Source organism: Microbacterium dauci (assembly GCF_030065535.1).
In the GTDB taxonomy this organism is placed as follows: domain Bacteria; phylum Actinomycetota; class Actinomycetes; order Actinomycetales; family Microbacteriaceae; genus Microbacterium; species Microbacterium dauci.
This window is the reverse complement of sequence record NZ_JASJND010000001.1, coordinates 541,145-558,460: the sequence shown is the minus strand read 5'-3', so window position 1 is coordinate 558,460 and position 17,316 is coordinate 541,145. Positions and strand designations below refer to the sequence as shown.

Annotated in this window: 13 protein-coding genes and 1 tRNA gene; 4 read left to right on the top strand and 10 right to left on the bottom strand. The window is 70.6% G+C overall.

Translation table 11 applies throughout. From position 1 onward, the window contains the following. Window positions 1–5: 5 nt before the first annotated feature. Together QNI14_RS02685 and QNI14_RS02680 are read right to left on the bottom strand one after the other, a co-directional pair. Window positions 6–725, bottom strand: a complete 720-nt coding sequence (locus QNI14_RS02685) for an ABC transporter ATP-binding protein (protein WP_283714643.1) — start codon at window positions 723–725, stop codon at window positions 6–8. 41 nt (window positions 726–766) lie between these two features. Continuing rightward, a complete protein-coding gene (locus tag QNI14_RS02680; protein WP_283714642.1) occupies window positions 767–2,242 on the bottom strand; it encodes an ABC transporter permease in 1,476 nt (491 codons plus the stop codon). A 171-nt stretch (window positions 2,243–2,413) separates the two neighbouring features. Here QNI14_RS02680 and QNI14_RS02675 point away from each other — a divergent pair, with 171 nt between their 5' ends. Beyond that, window positions 2,414–3,139, top strand: coding sequence for a response regulator transcription factor (locus tag QNI14_RS02675; RefSeq protein ID WP_283714640.1), 726 nt, complete (start codon window positions 2,414–2,416; stop codon window positions 3,137–3,139). After that, window positions 3,139–4,602, top strand: coding sequence for a sensor histidine kinase (locus tag QNI14_RS02670; RefSeq protein WP_283714639.1), 1,464 nt, complete (start codon window positions 3,139–3,141; stop codon window positions 4,600–4,602). Before QNI14_RS02675 ends, QNI14_RS02670 begins: the two co-directional genes overlap by 1 nt. Window positions 4,603–4,615: 13 nt before the next feature. Here the strand turns inward: QNI14_RS02670 and QNI14_RS02665 are convergent, their stop codons facing one another. The 7 genes from QNI14_RS02665 to QNI14_RS02635 all read right to left on the bottom strand — a co-directional run bounded on the left by QNI14_RS02665 (window position 4,616) and on the right by QNI14_RS02635 (window position 13,885). Then, window positions 4,616–6,190 (bottom strand): FAD-dependent oxidoreductase, encoded by a 1,575-nt coding sequence (locus tag QNI14_RS02665; protein ID WP_430539230.1) that lies wholly within the window; start codon window positions 6,188–6,190, stop codon window positions 4,616–4,618. Next, window positions 6,166–7,038 (bottom strand): FAD:protein FMN transferase, encoded by an 873-nt coding sequence (locus QNI14_RS02660; RefSeq protein ID WP_283714635.1) that lies wholly within the window; start codon window positions 7,036–7,038, stop codon window positions 6,166–6,168. Before QNI14_RS02660 ends, QNI14_RS02665 begins: the two co-directional genes overlap by 25 nt. Continuing rightward, on the bottom strand, window positions 7,035–7,514 hold the full coding sequence (locus QNI14_RS02655; RefSeq protein ID WP_283714633.1) for an FMN-binding protein: 480 nt from the start codon (window positions 7,512–7,514) through the stop codon (window positions 7,035–7,037). Before QNI14_RS02655 ends, QNI14_RS02660 begins: the two co-directional genes overlap by 4 nt. A gap of 130 nt (window positions 7,515–7,644) precedes the next feature. Continuing rightward, window positions 7,645–8,679 carry a ribose-phosphate diphosphokinase gene (locus tag QNI14_RS02650; RefSeq protein ID WP_283714632.1) on the bottom strand — a complete coding sequence of 345 codons (1,035 nt, stop codon included), beginning with the start codon at window positions 8,677–8,679 and terminating at the stop codon, window positions 7,645–7,647. Further along, the gene (gene glmU / locus QNI14_RS02645; RefSeq protein ID WP_283714631.1) at window positions 8,654–10,126 is read right to left on the bottom strand and encodes a bifunctional UDP-N-acetylglucosamine diphosphorylase/glucosamine-1-phosphate N-acetyltransferase GlmU; all 1,473 of its coding nucleotides are present in this window, start codon (window positions 10,124–10,126) and stop codon (window positions 8,654–8,656) included. Before glmU ends, QNI14_RS02650 begins: the two co-directional genes overlap by 26 nt. A gap of 1 nt (window position 10,127) precedes the next feature. Beyond that, window positions 10,128–10,199 (bottom strand) — tRNA-Gln (locus QNI14_RS02640). Between the two features lie 83 nt (window positions 10,200–10,282). Further along, entirely contained in the window at window positions 10,283–13,885 is a 3,603-nt protein-coding gene (locus QNI14_RS02635) for a glycosyl hydrolase 53 family protein (RefSeq protein WP_283714630.1), read from the bottom strand. Between the two features lie 134 nt (window positions 13,886–14,019). On the opposite strand from QNI14_RS02635, the gene QNI14_RS02630 reads away from it, so the two are divergent. Beyond that, window positions 14,020–14,517 (top strand): MarR family winged helix-turn-helix transcriptional regulator, encoded by a 498-nt coding sequence (locus QNI14_RS02630; RefSeq protein ID WP_283714628.1) that lies wholly within the window; start codon window positions 14,020–14,022, stop codon window positions 14,515–14,517. Window positions 14,518–14,520: 3 nt separating this feature from the next. After that, window positions 14,521–15,471 (top strand): pseudouridine synthase, encoded by a 951-nt coding sequence (locus QNI14_RS02625; RefSeq protein WP_283714627.1) that lies wholly within the window; start codon window positions 14,521–14,523, stop codon window positions 15,469–15,471. Between the two features lie 7 nt (window positions 15,472–15,478). On the opposite strand, the gene QNI14_RS02620 is transcribed toward QNI14_RS02625, so the two are convergent. Further along, a complete protein-coding gene (locus QNI14_RS02620; RefSeq protein ID WP_283714625.1) occupies window positions 15,479–17,281 on the bottom strand; it encodes an ABC-F family ATP-binding cassette domain-containing protein in 1,803 nt (600 codons plus the stop codon). Between the last annotated feature and the right edge of the window lie 35 nt (window positions 17,282–17,316).

Below are 17,316 nucleotides of genomic sequence, written 5' to 3'. Positions count from 1 at the left end.
GCTGATCAGCGCGACGAGACGGTGACCTGCCCCTTCGCGAGGCGCAGCCGCCGGTTCGCGCGCGCTGCGACCGCCGAGTCGTGCGTCACGACGACGAGCGTGAGCCCATCGGCGTGGAGGCCCTCGAGGACCCGCAGGATCTCGTCGCGCATCGACTCGTCGAGGTTGCCCGTCGGTTCGTCGGCGAGCAGCACCCGCGGCCGTTTCGCGATCGCGCGGGCGATGGCCACGCGCTGCTGCTGCCCGCCCGACAGCTCCCCCGGGCGGTGATCCGCCCGCTCTGCGAGCCCCACGCGGTCGAGCGCATCGGCGACGCGCGACGCCCGCTCGGCCTTGTCGAGGCCGAGCGGCTCGAGCCCCATGTCGACGTTCTCGGCCGCGGTGAGGGTCGGGATGAGGTTGAACCCCTGGAACACGAACCCGATGTCGCGCGCCCGGACATCGCCGAGGGCACGAGCGGATGCCGCAGCCAGGTCGGTCTCGCCCAGCACCACGCTGCCGCTCGTCGGCTGGTCCAGCGCGCCGAGCAGCTGCAGCAGCGTCGACTTTCCGCCGCCGGTCGGGCCCTGGATCGTGACGAACTCCCCCACCGCGATCTCGAGATCGACGCCGGCGAGCGCCCGGACGCGCTTACCGCCACGGCTGTAGTCCTTCGTGACGCCGGTGAGGCGGTAGGCGGCCGCCGTCGTGGTGGCATCCGATTCGATGATCGCGGTGTCGGTCATGGTCTCTGCTTCCTGGGTGATGGTGGATTCTGATGCCGCGCTCATGCGACCGCTCGCAGCGCCTCGGCCGGCCGCAACCGCGATGCCCGCCAGCCGCCGAACACACCGGCGACGAGCCCGCCGGCGAGCGCGAGGGCGAGCGCGATCAGCACGATGTCGATGCTGAGCGGCGCGGTCAGGGTGATGTCGGTCGCCGCCGCGACCTGGGTCGGCCCGCCCATGCCACCGGGACCGCCACCCATGCCACCGGGACCCTGCGTCTGCGACTCCGCCGCCACCGAGACGGTCGGCGCGATCACGGTGATCAGCACGACGCCGATGAGGCCGATGACCACACCGATCACCCCACCGATTGCCGCCTGCACGACCGACTCCCCCGCGACCTGACCGACGACGCGGCGGTCCGACCAGCCGATCGCCTTCAGCGTGCCGATCTCACGGGTGCGACGCGAGACGCCCGAGATCGTGAAGAGGACGGCGAGCGCAACAGCGACCACGAGCAGGATCACCGACAGCCACGTGCCGAGGCCCGAGATGAGCGCGCCGGCGCTGGACAGCGACGACGACACCGACGAAGCCAGGTCGGACTGCGAGCTGACGGTCGCGTCGGGCAGCTCCGTCTCGAGCGAGGACTGCAGCGACGAGATGACGTCGGCCGACGCCGCCTGCACGTACACCGTCGACACGACGTCACCGGCGCCCGACAGCTCCTGCGCGGTCTCGAGCGGGAGGAACACGTTCGCTGCGGCATCCGCATCGGCCGACGTGGATGCCACGATCCCCACGACCTCGATCTCGCTGCCGCCGACATCGATGGTGTCGCCGACCGCGATGCCCTCGGATGCCGCGTACGCGGCATCAACGACCGCGACCGACGCACCGGCGTCCGACGCATCGAGCGCACGCCCGTCGGTGACCTCGACGGCCGACAGCGGGCCGACGCCGGACACGTCGGTGGAGACGCCGAGCACAGTGAAGGAGTTCACGTCGAACGAGCCGCCGCCGAAGCCGCCGCCGCCCTCACCGGGTGCGGGGCGCTCGGTGGTGGCATCCGTCGTGCCGTCGTCGGTCGCGCCCTGGTCGGTCGGCGCCTGCGGCAGCTCACCGTCGAACGTCGTGTTCGTGAGGCTCAGCGCGCCCACTGCGGCCGCGACGTCGTCGGTGCCCGCGATCGCCTGCACGGTCGATGCGTCGAGCGTGCCGCGACGCATGTCGGTCATGAGGCGCGACTGGCTGAGCGTGGTCTCGCCGTCGTCTCCGGTCTCGCCGGCGTTCTCGTCGAACTCGAACTGCCGTCCGCCACCACCCTGGCCGGGCTCCGACTCGGCACCGGTCACAGTGAGATCGGTGCCCACGCCGTAGACCGAGGCGAGCGCCGCGTTCTGCGCGTCGCGGACGCCTCCGGCCAGCGCGTTCACGATGACGACGAGCGCGATCGCGAGGGCGAGTCCCGACGCGACGATGATCGTCTGCTTCTTGCGGCCGGCGAGTTCGCGGCGCAGGTAGGTCAGATACATGGGTCTCCTTCTCGGCGTCCTTGCGCCACGACTCCGAAGCTAGGAACGGCGCCGATGCGCACCCTCTGGCGAAGTGAGGAAATCCCTATGCGGGGAGCTCCATCGCAGGCTCATAGGAAACCCAGAAGATCCGCCATAGGTTTCGCATAGCAAGCGGAGAACAATGGAGGCATGACCACTCCTGCCCCCGCCCTGCAGCGCCCCGACGGCTCCCCCCTGCGCGTCCTCGTCGTCGACGACGAGCAGATGCTCACCGACCTGCTGTCGATGGCGCTGCGCATGGAGGGGTGGGAGGTCCGCACCGCGGCATCCGGATTCGACGCCCTCGCCGCCGCACGCGAGTTCACCCCCGACGCCATGGTGCTCGACATCATGATGCCCGACCTCGACGGCATGGCCGTGCTGCAGCGACTGCGCCAGAGCGGCGACGACGTGCCGGTGCTGTTCCTCACCGCGAAGGACGCCGTCGCCGACCGGGTCGCCGGCCTCACGGCAGGCGGCGACGACTACGTGACGAAGCCGTTCAGCCTCGAGGAGGTGGTGGCACGGCTGCGCGGCCTCATGCGACGGGCCGGTGCGTCGGCGGGCGCAGCAGACCCGATCCTGCGCGTCGGCGACCTCACGCTCAACGAGGACTCGCACGAGGTCATCCGGAACGGTGCCGAGATCGAACTCACCGCCACCGAGTTCGAGCTGCTGCGCTTCCTCATGCGCAACCAGCGCCGCGTGCTCTCGAAGGCGCAGATCCTCGACCGCGTCTGGAACTACGACTTCGGCGGCCGCTCGAGCGTCGTCGAGCTGTACATCTCGTACCTGCGGAAGAAGATCGACGCGGGCAACGAGCCGCTCATCCACACCGTCCGCGGCGTCGGATACATGATCAAAGCGCCGCAGTGATGGCCACTGGCACGCGGCACAAGTGGAGCCTGCAGGCGCGACTCATCACCGCCGTCGTCTCGTTCGTCTCCATCATCCTCATCACCGTCGGCCTCGCGACCGGCGCGATCCTCGGCACGATCGTGAGCGACAACCTCGACTCGCAGGTGACCCGCGCGGCCGAACGGGTGCACTGGTCACCGACTGCCACGGCGGAGCAGATCCTCTCCGACGGACCGGTCGAACCCGGCACACTCCTCATCGTCGGCAACCTCGCCGGAACAACGGGTGCGTACGTCGAGGACGACGGCACCGTCTCGACGTTCACCGTCGATGCGACGCTCCTGCGCAAACTCACCCAGCAGGGATGGGCGACGCTCCCGGTGGCCGATGTCGGCGAGTACCGACTGCGGATCGCGAACGATCCGACCGGCGTGTTCGCGATCGTCGGCATGCCCACCTCGGAAGTCAGCGCCATCACGGCGCGGGTCGTCACCACCGTCGCGCTCCTCACCGCCGGCGGCCTCTTGGTGCTCGCCGCGGTCATCGCGCTCATCATCCGGAGCAGCCTCGCACCGTTGCGCTCCGTCGCCGACACCGCGACCCGCGTCGCCGCGACCCCGATGTCGGAGGGCGCCGTGACCATTTCGGAGCGCGTCCCCGAAGAGGACACCGACGACCACACCGAGATCGGCCGGGTGGGCCTCGCGCTGAACACGCTGCTCGACCACGTCGACTCCTCGCTCGCCGCTCGCCAGCGCAACGAGGAGCGCATGCGCGCGTTCGTGGCCGATGCGAGCCACGAACTGCGCACCCCGCTGGCATCCATTCGCGGATACAGCGAGCTGTCACTGCGTGGCATCCGGCAACAGGATGCCGCGGGCATGCCCTCCCCCGTCATCACCGAGACCACGCGCGAGTCGCTCGAGCGAATCCAGGCGCAGTCGCTGCGGATGTCGGCGCTCGTCGAAGATCTGCTGCTGCTCGCACGACTCGATGAGGGCAAGGAACTCGTCTACGGCGCCGTCGACCTCACGCGGCTCGCCGTCGAGGCGGTCTCGGACGCCCGCGTCGCGGGTGCCGACCACGACTGGATCATCGACGTACCCGACGAGCCTGTGATCGTCGCCGGCGACACGTCGCGCCTCACCCAGGTCGCGGCGAACCTGCTCGCCAACGCGCGCGTGCACACGCCCGCGGGAACCACGGTTTCGGCGAGCGTCGCGGTCGAGGACGGTGACGCGCTGTTGCGCATCCACGACGACGGCCCCGGCATCAGCCCCGACATCGCCGACGAACTGTTCGAACGGTTCTCGCGCGCCGACACCTCACGTGCCCGGCAGACCGGCGGCACCGGGCTCGGCCTGTCGATCGCGAAGGCGATCGTCGACGGTCACGGGGGCGTACTCTCGGTGGCATCCGAGCCCGGCTCGACGACCTTCACGGTGCGACTCCCCGCCCGGCCGGTCGACCCGGCGGCGTGAGCTCCGGCCCGGGTCAGTAGCCGCTGAAGGCGTCGGTCGTGATGCCCTTCGCTTTGTCGAGGGCGGGCGCGAGGCTCGCGATCAGGGCGGGCGGCCCCGACACGTAGACGTGGCGCTGCGCGATGTCGGGCACGAGCGCGAGGAGCGACTCGGCGGTCAGGCGCTCGCCACCCGCCCAGCGCCAGCCCTCCGGCAGTGCCTGCGGGTCATCGCGCGTCACGACGATCACGGGAATGCCGGCCGCTTCGAGGTCGCCGCGGAAGGCGAGCTCCTCGGCGCCCGAGGCGACGTAGACGAACACGACGTCGCGGGGCTCCCCCGCGAGCTTCAAGTGCCGCAGCTGCGACACGAACGGCGTCACACCGATGCCGGCGGCGACCATGAGCACCGGCGTCGATGTCTTGCGCGGCAGCACGAAGTCGCCCCAGATGCCGGTGATCGACAGCTCGTCGCCGGGCACGACCGCCGCGAGCGCCTTCTTGTAGCTCGACTGCGACCCCTCGCGCATTGCGATCCGCACGATCGGCAGCTCGGCCGGCGACGACAGGATGCTGAACTCGCGGCGCGTGCCGCGGGCATCGGGGTGCGGGTGCGGCACCTCGAGCTCGAGATACTGCCCCGGCGCGAACTTCACCGGCCGTTCGGCGCGGAAACTCAGCTCGCGGACGCTCGGGGTGATCGCGGTCCGCTCGACGATCGTCAGCCGCACCGCAGTGCGCATCGCGAACAGGAACGCGACGAGGTTGCCGATCAGCAGCGCACGCTCCTGGCCCAGGGTGATCTCGCCGAGCGAGATGGGCCACCCGGCGAGCACGCCGACGACGACCGCGACAACGGCCTGCTGCCACCGGCGCGGCGGCAGCGTGAGCGGCTCGGACAGCATGAACGCGCCGAGAAACAGGAACGGCGACGACAGGAGCAGCTGCGACAGCGTCATCCCGAGGTCGAAATCGAGCCCTGCCGCCTGCACCTGCGTGAGGGTCCGGACGAGCCCGACGACGACCGCGACGATGAGGAAGAGCCCGACGACCCGCACCTTCTCGGTGCGGAGCAGCACGAGCAGCCCCGCGATCACGACCGGCACGGCCAGCAGCGGCGACCCGACCCACCACCACGACGTGCCGAGGTCGGGCAGCCAGATGCTCAGCACCGTCAGGACGGTCGCGCCGACGGCGGCCGGGTTGAAGATGTGGCGCCCCTGCCACGCGAGGACGTACTTCGACGCGGATGCCACGGCTCCCGCGACCGCGATGCCGACGAGGCCGAGCGGCTCGAGCGTCGGCCGCAGCACGAATAGCAGGATGAACGCCGTGATGAGCGCCGACTCGATGCGCCACTGCCGGTGCAGGATCCGCTGCGCAACGGCATCCACCACGGTGATCGCGATGACGAGCACGACGAGGCTGACGACGAGCTCGACCGGGTCGGGCGAGAGCTGCCCCGTGAACGAGAGCGCGAACGCGATGGCGGTGAGCGCCGCGAGCGCGAAGAGCACGAGGCGGTACATCGACGCGCGCCCGAGAAGTCCGAACACGCGGTTCCAGAGTGAGGTGAGGGTGGCGATCACAGGAAGAGCTCCGCTTCGCATCGGGGGGACCATTCGACGGAGCCGTCGGTGCGCATCCGCACCCAGTCGGCTCCCCACTCGGCGGCGAGCTGCGGCCCGCCGTCGAAGAAGAGTGCAGTGGCGACGGCGTCCGCCGTCATCGCGTCGGGCGCGACCGCCCACGTCGCAGCGTACTGCCGCACAGGTGCACCGGTGCGGGCGTCGAGCACGTGGTGGAGGCCGTCGCCCCAGGCTCGCCGGTTCGTCGCGGACGCGCAGAGCGCGGCATCCGTCACCGTCCACACCCCGATCGCACGGCTCGTGTCGTAGGGGTGCTCGAGCGCGATGCGCTGCGCGCCACCGTGGACAGCCAGGTCGCCGCCGGCGTCGACGACCGCGGTGCCGCCCGCGTACGGGGCGACAACGGCGAGGACGAGATCGACCAGCCGGCCCTTGCCGAGCGCGCCGACATCGATCGTGGCGGGTGCATCGAGGCAGAGCCGGCCGTCGCCCCAGCGCAGGACGCTGCGCCAGCCGGCCGGGGCGGGCATCGCACCGAGATCGGCGAAGGAGTACGCGGCGTCGTAGCCGCGGCGTGCGAGGCTCTCGCCGACGAGCGGGTTCACCGCGCCGCCGGTCGCGGCGTCGAGCGCGACGTAGGCGCCAAGCATCGCGTCGGCGTCTGCGGGCGCCTCGACGTCGCCGCCTTGGGCCAACGCCGCGACCGTCGAATCACCGCGGAACCGCGACCACTCCCGGTCGAAGCGGTCGATGACGGATGCCACGGCACCCCGCACCGCGTCGTCCAGCGGCGCGGCGGTGTCGATGCGCCAGCGGGTGCCGATCGCGTCGAACGCCCACGCGCCGCCTGGCGACGTCACGCCGGTCACGCTGCGGCGTCGGCGCGGATCTCCTCGACGGCCTGGTTGAACCCGCCGCTCGTGAGCGACGACCCGGCGACGCGGTCGACCTCGATCTCGTCGAGACTCTTTCCGACGACGAGGTCGGCGATGCCGCCGATGAACTCGCCCTGATACTGCTCGCTCTCGCGAGCCTGCGGGTCGCCGGTGACCTCGACCGCGGTGACCGTGTCGTCGGCGATCGTCAGCGTCACGCTGATCGTCTCGACCGACTCGGGGGTCTGGTACGAGCCCTCTGCGGTGTAGGTGCCGTCGGTGTAGGCGCCGGTCGAGGTGCCGCCGTCGGTCGTCCCGGTGTCGGTCGACTCGTCGGCCGTGACGTCTTCGGGTGCGATGGTGTCGGTGTCGGTGTCTGCGGCGCATCCGGCGAGCAGGACGAGTCCTGCGACGGATGCCGCGGCGGCGCCCACTCGGAGCGAACGGGGTACGGCGGCGGTGCGGATCATGACGGTCCTCCTTCTGTCGTGCCCTCCCGAACGGGGGCGCGCTTCAACGCTACCCAGGCCAGCCGGGGTGAGGACCAGCGGATTCCTATGCGTTCGCAACGAATGAGGACGCCGCATCGACGGAGACGGGTCAGGCGGCGCCGTCGAACATGCTCGTGACGGAGCCGTCCTCGAAGACCTCGCGGATGGCACGGGCGAGCAGCGGCGCGATCGGGAGGATCGTGAGCCCCGGGAACTGCTTCTCGGGCGGCAGCGGGATCGTGTCGGTGACGACGACCTCGTCGATCGAGGCATCCTGCAGCCGCTCGGAAGCCGGGTCGCTGAAGATCGCGTGGGTCGCCGCGACGATGACGCGCTCGGCGCCGTTCGCCTTCAGCGCCTGCGCCGCCTTCACGATCGTGCCGCCGGTGTCGATCATGTCGTCGACGAGCAGGCACACACGGCCCGCGACGTCACCGACGATCTCGTTGACGGTGACCTGGTTCGCGACGTTCGGGTCGCGGCGCTTGTGGATGATCGCGAGTGGCGCACCGAGGCTGTCCGACCACGTGTCGGCGACGCGCACGCGGCCGGTGTCGGGCGAGACGACCGTGAGCTTCGCACGGTCCTCGGGCGACAGGGTGTTCTCGAAGTGCTCGAGCAGCACGGGCTTGGCGAACAGGTGGTCGACGGGCCCGTCGAAGAAGCCCTGGATCTGCGCCGCGTGCAGGTCGACGCTCATGACGCGGTCGGCGCCGGCCGTCTTGAAGAGGTCGGCCACGAGACGGGCGCTGATCGGCTCGCGACCGCGGCCCTTCTTGTCCTGCCGCGAGTACGGGAAGTACGGCGCGACGACGGTGATGCGCTTCGCGGATGCGCGCTTGGCGGCATCCAGCATGATCAGGGTCTCCATGACCCACTCGTTCACCGGCGGGCCGAAGCTCTGCACCAGGAAGAAGTCGCAACCGCGGATCGAGACCTCGAAGCGGGTGAGGATCTCACCCGACGCGAACGTGCGGTGCTCGGTGGGGACGAGCTCGGTGCCGAGCGCGGTGGCGACCTCGGCCGAGAGCGCTTCGTGCGAGCGACCCGATGCGACGACGAGCCGCTTCTTGGTCTTCGCTACCAAACCGGGCGCGATCCCGCGCTCGGTGTCCAGGTCAACCGTGTGCTTCTTGCGACCCATCGTCCGCTTTCTGTGCGGACCGGGCCCGAGCGGCGGCTTCCGCGGCTCCGGTTCCCGGTCGGTTGCTCTCGACCCAGCCCTCGATGTTGCGCTGGGGGGTGACGTTCAGGGCGAGTGCGCCGGCGGGGACGTCCTTGCGGATCACGGCTCCGGCACCTGTCTTCGCGCCATCACCGATCCTAACGGGCGCGACGAAGACGTTGTGCGAGCCGGAGTGCACCTCGTCGCCGATCTCGGTGCGGTGCTTGGTGATGTCGTCGTAGTTCGCGGTGATCGCACCGGCGCCGAGGTTCACGTTCCGGCCGATCGTGGTGTCGCCGATGTACGACAGATGGGGCACCTTGCTGCCCTCGCCGATCGTCGAGTTCTTCGTCTCGACGAACGTTCCGATCTTGCCCTTGGTGCCCAGTTCAGTGCCGGGGCGCAGGTACGCGAACGGGCCGACGGTGGCGTCCGCGCCGATGACGGCGAGCGTGGCATCCGTGCGGGTGACCGTCGCGCCGGCGCCGACCTCGCAGTCGACGAGGCTCGTGTCGGGGCCGACCGTCGCGCCCTCGCCGATCGTCGTCGTGCGCAGGATGTGGGTGTTCGGAAGGACGGTCACATCGGGAGCGAGGGACGCCGTGACGTCGATCCAGGTCGTTGCCGGGTCGAGCACAGTGACGCCCGCGAGCTGCCAGCGGCGCACCGTCCGCGCGTTCAGCAGCCGGCCGACCTCGGACAGCTGCACGCGGTCGTTCACGCCGAACGTGACCGTGACGTCACGGGCGACGGATGCCGCGACGCGGGCGCCGTCTGCGCGCAGCAGCGCCACGACGTCGGTGAGGTACTTCTCCTGCTGAGCGTTGTCAGTCCCGACCTGCGCGAGCGAGCTGCGGAGGGATGCCGCGGCGAAGACGTACATGCCCGCGTTGATCTCGCCGACGGCGGCCTCGTGCGGGGTGGCATCCTTCTGCTCGACGATGCGTGCGACGCTGCCGTCGCTCTCGCGGATGATGCGGCCGTAGCCGGTCGGGTCGTCGACGACGGCGGTCATGAGCGTCGCCGCGGCGTCTGCCGCACGATGCTCGGCGACGAACGCGCTGAGCGTGTCGAAGTCGGCGAGGGGCGTGTCGCCGCTGAGGACGAGGACGTCGCCGGCGAAGTCCGGCAGCGATTCGAGCGCGAGCTCGACCGCGCGGCCGGTGCCGGGGATCTCGTCCTGGTCGACGACGACGACCTCGTTGCCGACTCCTTCGACCGCAGCCGCGACGAGGTCGCGCTCGTGGCGGACCACCACGACGACGTGCGCCGGCTGCAGGTCGCGCGCCGTGTCGAGCACATGGCCGACGAGCGGGCGCCCGCCGATGCGGTGGAGCACCTTCGGCAGCGACGACTTCATCCGTGTGCCCTGACCAGCTGCCAGGATGACGACGGCGAGGCCGGCGTCGAGGGTGTTCTCGCTCATGCTCCGCCGCCAGGACTCGAACCTAGACCTCACAGCTCCAAAGGCTGTCGTGCTGCCATTACACCACGGCGGACCGCGCCGATCCCGGGTGGGAACCGCGCCCGACAAGTCTGCCATGAGCGGGCAGACCTGCCGGGCGCGTCGGGCCTCGCGGGGTCAGCGCAGCACGCTCACCGTGAGCGGTTTCCCTGCCGTGACGCCGGCGTCGTTGATGAACTCGACGACGTACGTGTGGCCGCCGCGAGCCATTCCCGATGCCCGGTACGTCACCCGCTGGGCGCCGGGCGTACGAGCGGTGAGAGACCCCTCAGCGACGACAGCCCCGTTCTGCAGGACCCGGTACGACGTCGCGTTGGTCCCCCACCACATGTTCGCGGTCACGGTGTAGGTGCCGTCGCCGTCGTGATTGTCGTGACTGAGGACGGGCGCGCCGGGTTTCGCGGCATCCACCACGACCTCCATCGCGGCCGTGGTCGTCTCGCCCTTCGTGTTGGCGAGGACCGCCGTGTAGCGGTACGTGCCGTCTACGCGTCCCGACACCGGCACGCTCACCACCTGCGCGCGCTGCCCGCGGTACTCGACGGGCACGACCTTCAGGAGGCGACCGTTCTCGTAGAGCCGGACCGACGAAGCGTTCTCGCCCCACCACAGGTTCATCGTGACCGTGTAGGCGCCGTCTTTCAGGCCGGTGTCCCAGCCGTTGTCGTTCGACAGTGCGCCCTTGCCGGGCACCGCGCCCGCGGTATCGGCGTCGGTGCGGACCAAGGCGGCCTTCGCGTCGGCGAGCAGGTCTCGCGCCTTCGCGACGTGGGCGGCCGTCGGCCAGTCGGCCGCGAGCACGATGCGCGCCTTCTCGAGCGCCGCGGTCACGCGGGCGAACGACCACGTCGTGTACGCCGCCCCGTCGACGGCGGCGAGCGCAGTGACCTCCGCCCGCAGCGCGGCCGTGTCGGTCTTCTCCCCGGCGCGGACGACACGGATCGAGTCGACGGTCCCCCATGCTTCGGCGGGCAGATCGGCGGACACCCCGACGGTCAGGATGCCGTCGGTACCGACGGTCACGACAGGCGTCGTGCCGGTGCGGAACTGCTGCCATCCGTCGAGTGCGATGGGCGCGCTCTGCGTCCCCGCCGACGTCTGCGCCGTCACTCGGACCGAGCCGGTCCCTTCACCGTCGCCTTGCGCAACGGCCGAGACGGCGTACGTCCCCGGGGTCACACCGGCGAGGCGCTGCGAGACGGCGAACCGGTAGGCCGACCCGGACCAGAACGCGACCGCGCGGGAACCGGACGCGGCATCGGTCGTCGCCTGGATCGTGGCGCCGGTGCCGAAGACCTCCCACATCGAGACGTCGGCGGACTCGAAGCCGCCGTTTCGCACCCACGTGGCCGCCGTCACGGTGACGGTCGCCGTAGTCGCGATGCCGCCGACGCGGCCGCTCACGCGGTAGGTGCCGGGCCCTGAGATCCATGACACCGCGTCGGACCAGGTCGCCTCGCGCTCGAGCACTGCGCCGTTCCAGGTGCGCACCGACGCCCGCGACGGCAGTGCCACCGTCGACCCCTCCTCGACCGTGACCGCGACCGGCAGGACGACAGGCGCCGGCTCCGGGTCGCTGAGCACCAGGCCGTCGAGCGCCGCCTGCACCTTCGCCTCCGCGGCATCCACCCGGTCCGACGTCGGCGCCGCCGAGGCGAGGACAAGTCCGGCGATTCGGACCGCGTCGTCGAGCGGCGCGAGGGATGCCGCGGTGACGACGGTCCGGTCGATGCCCTCTGCCCGCGCCACGAGCGCTTCGAGGTCGCCCGTGTCGACGGCATCCGCCGCCCGGGTCAGGACGAGATCGTCGAGCGTGCCCCAGGCACCCGCGGGGAGCGTCGCGGTGACGGTGAGCGTCGCGGACGCGCCCTCGCCGACGGTGATCGCGTCGGTCGTCGGGGACGACCAGTTGCGCCATCCTTCGAGGGCGAACGGCGCCGAGGCCACCTGGTCGGCGGACGTGAGGCTGAGCCGGACGGCGCCGTCCGCGCCCTCGCCGTCACCCTGCAGCGCACCCGAGGCGGTGTACCGGCCCGCCGCGAGGCCGGTGACGGTCTGCGTGAGCTGGAAGGTGTAGGCCGACCCGGAGTAGAAGTGCGCCGAGCGTGACCCGGAGTGCGGGTCGTCGGTCGCCCGCAGCGTGAGCCCGGTGCCGGTGCGGTTCCACATCGATACGTCGGCGTCCTCGAACCCGGGGTTGCGCAGAGCGTTCACGGGTCGGATGACGACCGTCGCAGTGGAGGTCTCACCGGATGCCGTCGTGCCGGCCACCCGGTAGGTACCGGGTCCGCCGATCCACTCGGTGTCGTCCGACCAGGTGACCGCTTCCTCGGCGGTCGAGCCGTCGTTGTAGGTGACGGTGACGGTCTCGGGGAGCACGATCGCGTCGCCGTCGGTCAGCGTCACCGTGGGGTCCGCCACGTCGACGACGGCGAGCGGCGCGACCGCGCCGGTGCGCGCATACGAGAACACGTTCAGCGACTCGAGCGGTGTCCCGTCCGCCGCGAAGAGCGCCTGGTTGTCCCACGCGGATCCGCCGTAATACGTGCCGGCATCCTCCGGGTCGTACTCCGCGGCGAAGCTCGACGCCCACCCGGAACCGTCACGCTCCCAGAGGATCTTGTTCTGCTCGAGCTGGTCGGGCGGGCCGACCGGCAGCCAGGCGGGTTCCCAGTAGTAGACGCCGATGCCGGCGTCTCCGACGTCGACGACCGCCTCGATCACATCGCGGACGGCCGTCGCCTGCCCTTGCACCGAGACCGGATACTGGGTGGCCTCGGAGGGGAGATCGATGACGTTGCCGTGACCATCGGCGTCGTCAAGGGTGTGCACCCACGACGTCTCGGCGACCATGACCTGCTTGTCGTACGTGTCGGCGACCTGACGGAGGACGGACGTCAAGTTCGCCGTGGTGCCGTGCCAGAACGGGTAGTACGACGATGCGAACACGTCGTAGTCGACCCCGTGGCTGTCGAGCTCGGCGGCGTACCCGGCGTAGCGTCCGGCGCTCTCGGGGTTCGTGAAGTGCACGGCGACGAGCGCATCGGGGTACACGTCGCGGACGGCGGCCGATCCTGCGGAGAAGATCTTCGCCATCCCCTGCCAGCCGGTGACACCAGCGACCGCGTTGTTCGTCTCGTTACCCACCTGGACCATCCGGACATCGACGCCGGCGGCCTGGAACTGCTCGAGAGCCACGGTCGTGTACTCGAGGGTCTCGACGGCCTTCTCGTCGACACTGAGTTCCTCCCACGCCTTCGGCGCGTCCTGCTTTGCCGGGTCGGCCCAGAAGTCCGAGTAATGGAAGTCGACGAGCACCCTCAGGCCGGCAGCAGTGGCGCGTTCTCCGATCTCGACCGCGCGGTCGACGTCGACATCACCACCGCCGTACCCGTTCCCGTCGGCGTCGAACGGGTCGTTCCAGACCCGGACCCGGACGTCGGTGACGCCGTGGTCGGCGAGGACCTCGAAGAGGTCTGCAGCCCTGCCCTCGTCGTCGCGGAACACCACGCCGGAGTCCTCCAGCGCGAGCGCCGACGAGACATCGACACCGTTGATGAAGTCGGCGGGCAGCCCCTCGACCTTCGGCACCACGATCCCCGCTTCGACCGGCCCATCCGCCGCGAGGGCGGGCGTCGATGCCAAGGTGCCGAGCATCCCCAGCGTCAGTGCGGTGGCCGTGGACACGGCCGTCAGCCGCTGCGTTCTCGATGCGCGCATCGCGTTCCGATCCTCTTCGATCCGACGGGGGTCGTACGGTGACGCCCCGAACCTGTTACCGGTAACAGTACCAATCGCACCACGGTTCGCAACAGCTTCGATCGGGCCGGCATCCGCTCTGGGATGATGGAGGGATGGCGTCAGAACACGACGAGGTCGACCGCATCGTCGGCGCATGGATCGCGCAGCGACCCGACCTCGACTTCTCGCCCCTCGAGGTGCTCTCGCGGGTCGACCGGCTCTCGCGGCACCTCGACCGCGCCCGGCGTGAGGCGTTCAGCCGCAGCGAGCTCGAGCCGTGGGAGTGGGACGTGCTCTCGGCGCTGCGTCGCGCCGGTGAGCCGTACACGCTGAGCCCCAAGCAGCTGCTGCAGCAGACGCTCGTCTCGAGCGGCACAATGACCAACCGCATCGACCGCCTCGTGGGGCGCCGACTCGTGTCGCGAGCGGCCGACCCCGGCGACGGGCGCGGTGTGCTCGTGTCGCTCACCGAGGACGGCCGGATCCGCGTGGATGCCGCGATCACCCGACTCGTCGACGCCGAAGCGCATCTCTTGTCGATACTCTCGCGCGCCGACCGCGACCGGCTCGCCGGCCTGCTGCGCAAGCTCAGCCTCGGGTTCGACGCCTGAGCGATGGGCCGGACTCCCCTGCGGTCGCCGCTGCCGGTGCGTGACGGTGTCGGCGCGACCCGGTTGAAGGTACCGCGGACCGGCGAGTGGCCCACGATTTCCGCCTACGTCGCCGAGCGGTTCGGGCACGTCGATCCCGAGCGGCTGCTGCGGCGCTTCGACCGAGGCGAGGTCGTCGACATCACCGGGGCACCGATCGCTCGCCACACCCCGCTGGGGGCGACGGAGTTCGTCTGGTACTACCGCGAGCTGCCCGTCGAGAAGGACATCCCGTTCGACGTGGCGATCGTCCACCAGGACGCCGATCTCGTCGTCGTCGACAAGCCGCATTTCCTGCCGACGACGCCCGGTGGTGGGTACGTGCAGAACTCCGCCCTCGTGCGACTGCGCGTCGCCCTCGACAATCCCGACCTCACGCCGATCCACCGACTCGACCGCGTCACCGCCGGCCTCGTCATGTTCTCGGCTCGCGCGGAGACCCGTGGCGCGTACCAGACGATGTTCGCCGACCGAACGGTCGAGAAGGTGTACGAAGCGGTCTCGGCGATGCCCGCCGACGGCCTGCCCGAGCTCCCCCGCGTCGTGCGGAGCCGTCTGAGCAGCGAGAAGGGCCGGCTGCGCGTCGCGGAAGAGGTCGAAGGCGAGCCGAACGCCGAGACGGCGATCGAGCTTCTTCGCACGGGCGTGAGTGGCGGGACGGATGCCGGTCTCCCGGTCATGCACACGCTGCTGCGACCGCGCACGGGTCGGATGCACCAGCTTCGCGCGCACCTCGCCGGCCTCGGGCTCGGCATCCTGAACGACCGGTTCTACCCGGTGCTCGAGGACGAGTCCCCCGACGACTTCACCCGCCCGCTCCAGCTGCTCGCCCGCGAAATCAGGTTCACCGATCCGCTGACCGGCGCCCCGCGCGAGTTCCGCAGCGCGCGGGTGTTGCAGGAGGCGCCGCGCTGACTCGCGGTCAGGCGAGGAGCTCGCCGAGCTCGAACCAGCGCTCCTCGGCTGCCGCGACCTCGGCCTCGAGCGCGCCGATCGCCTGCATCTTCTCCCCCAGCCCGACGTAATCGGACTGGTCGTGGTCGGCGAGTGCCGTCTTCGACGCGTCGATCTGCGCGGTCAGCTTCTCGATGCGACGCTCGAGGGCGGTGAGCTCCTTCTCGGCGGCACGACGGTCGGCGCCGATGAGGGCGGGGGTCGCGGGTGCGGCCTGCTGGGAGGGCGTTTCGTCTCGCTTCGCTCGCGGGGCTGCCGGCGCCTTCGGGAGGCGGAGGTATTCCTCGATGCCGCCGGGCAGGTGGCGGAGCGAGCCGCCGTGGACGGCGTACTGCTGATCGGTGACGCGCTCCATGAAGTAGCGGTCGTGCGACACGACGATGAGGGTGCCGGCCCAGGAGTCGAGCAGGTCTTCGATTGCCGCGAGCATGTCGGTGTCGAGGTCGTTCGTCGGCTCGTCGAGGATCAGTACGTTCGGCTGGTCGAGGAGGATCAGCAGCAACTGCAAGCGGCGCTGCTGTCCGCCGGAGAGGTCCTTCACGGGCGTCGACAGCTGCGCTGACGAGAAGCCCATCCGCTCGAGCAGCTGCCCGGGCGTGAGCTCCTGCTCCTTCGAGCCGGCGCCGAACGAGTACGTGGTGCGCAGCCGCGAGATGACGACGCGGACGGGCTCGTCCATGTGCGGGTCGAGTTCGTCCATGCGCTGCGTGAGCGTCGCGACCTTGACGGTCTTGCCGCGCTTCACCCGGCCGCTCGTCGGCTCGACGGTGCCGGCCACGAGGCCGAGGAGCGTCGACTTTCCGGCGCCGTTCACACCGAGGATGCCGGTGCGCTCACCGGGCGCGATGCGCCACGTGACGTCGTGGAGCACCGCCCGGTCGTCGTACGTGACGCCGGCGTCGAGCAGGTCGACGACGTCTTTGCCGAGGCGGGCGACGGCAAGCGACTGCAGCGAGACGCGGTCGCGGATCTCGGGGACGTCGGCGATCAGCTCGTTCGCGGCATCGATGCGGAACTTCGGCTTGCTGGTGCGGGCGGGCGCACCGCGGCGGAGCCACGCGAGCTCCTTGCGGGCGAGGTTCTGCCGCCGCGCTTCGATTGCCGCCGCCTGCCGGTCACGTTCGACGCGCTGCAGGATGTACGCGGCGTAGCCGCCTTCGAAGGGCTCGACGATGCGGTCGTGCACCTCCCAGGTCTTCGTGCACACCTCGTCGAGGAACCAGCGGTCGTGCGTGACGACCATGAGTGCACCGGATGCCGCCGACCAGCGCCGCTTCAGGTGCTGGGCGAGCCACGAGATGGCCTCGACGTCGAGGTGGTTGGTGGGCTCGTCGAGCGCGAGGACATCCCAGTCCCCAGCGAGCAGCCGTGCGAGCGCGACGCGGCGGCGCTGGCCACCGGACAGCGTGCCGACGGCGGCATCCCAGTCGAGATCGCCGACGAGACCGGCGATGACGTCGCGCACCTTCGCGTCGCCGGCCCATTCGTGCTCGGGGGTGTCACCGACGACGGCACCACCGACGGTGAGGTCGTCGGGCAGGACGTCGCTCTGTTCGAGGACGCCGACCGTCACGCCGCCGCGGACGGTGACGCGGCCGGAGTCGGGCTCGCGTCGGCCGGCGAGCATCGCCATGAGGCTCGACTTGCCGTCGCCGTTGCGGCCGACGATGCCGATGCGGTCGCCCTCGTCGACGCCGAGCGAGACGCCGTCGAAGACGACCTTGGTCGGGTATTCCAGGTGCAGGGCCTCAGCCCCGAGAAGATGTGCCATCACCTTCCAGGCTAGGCGGTTCGAGGCGGCGCTCC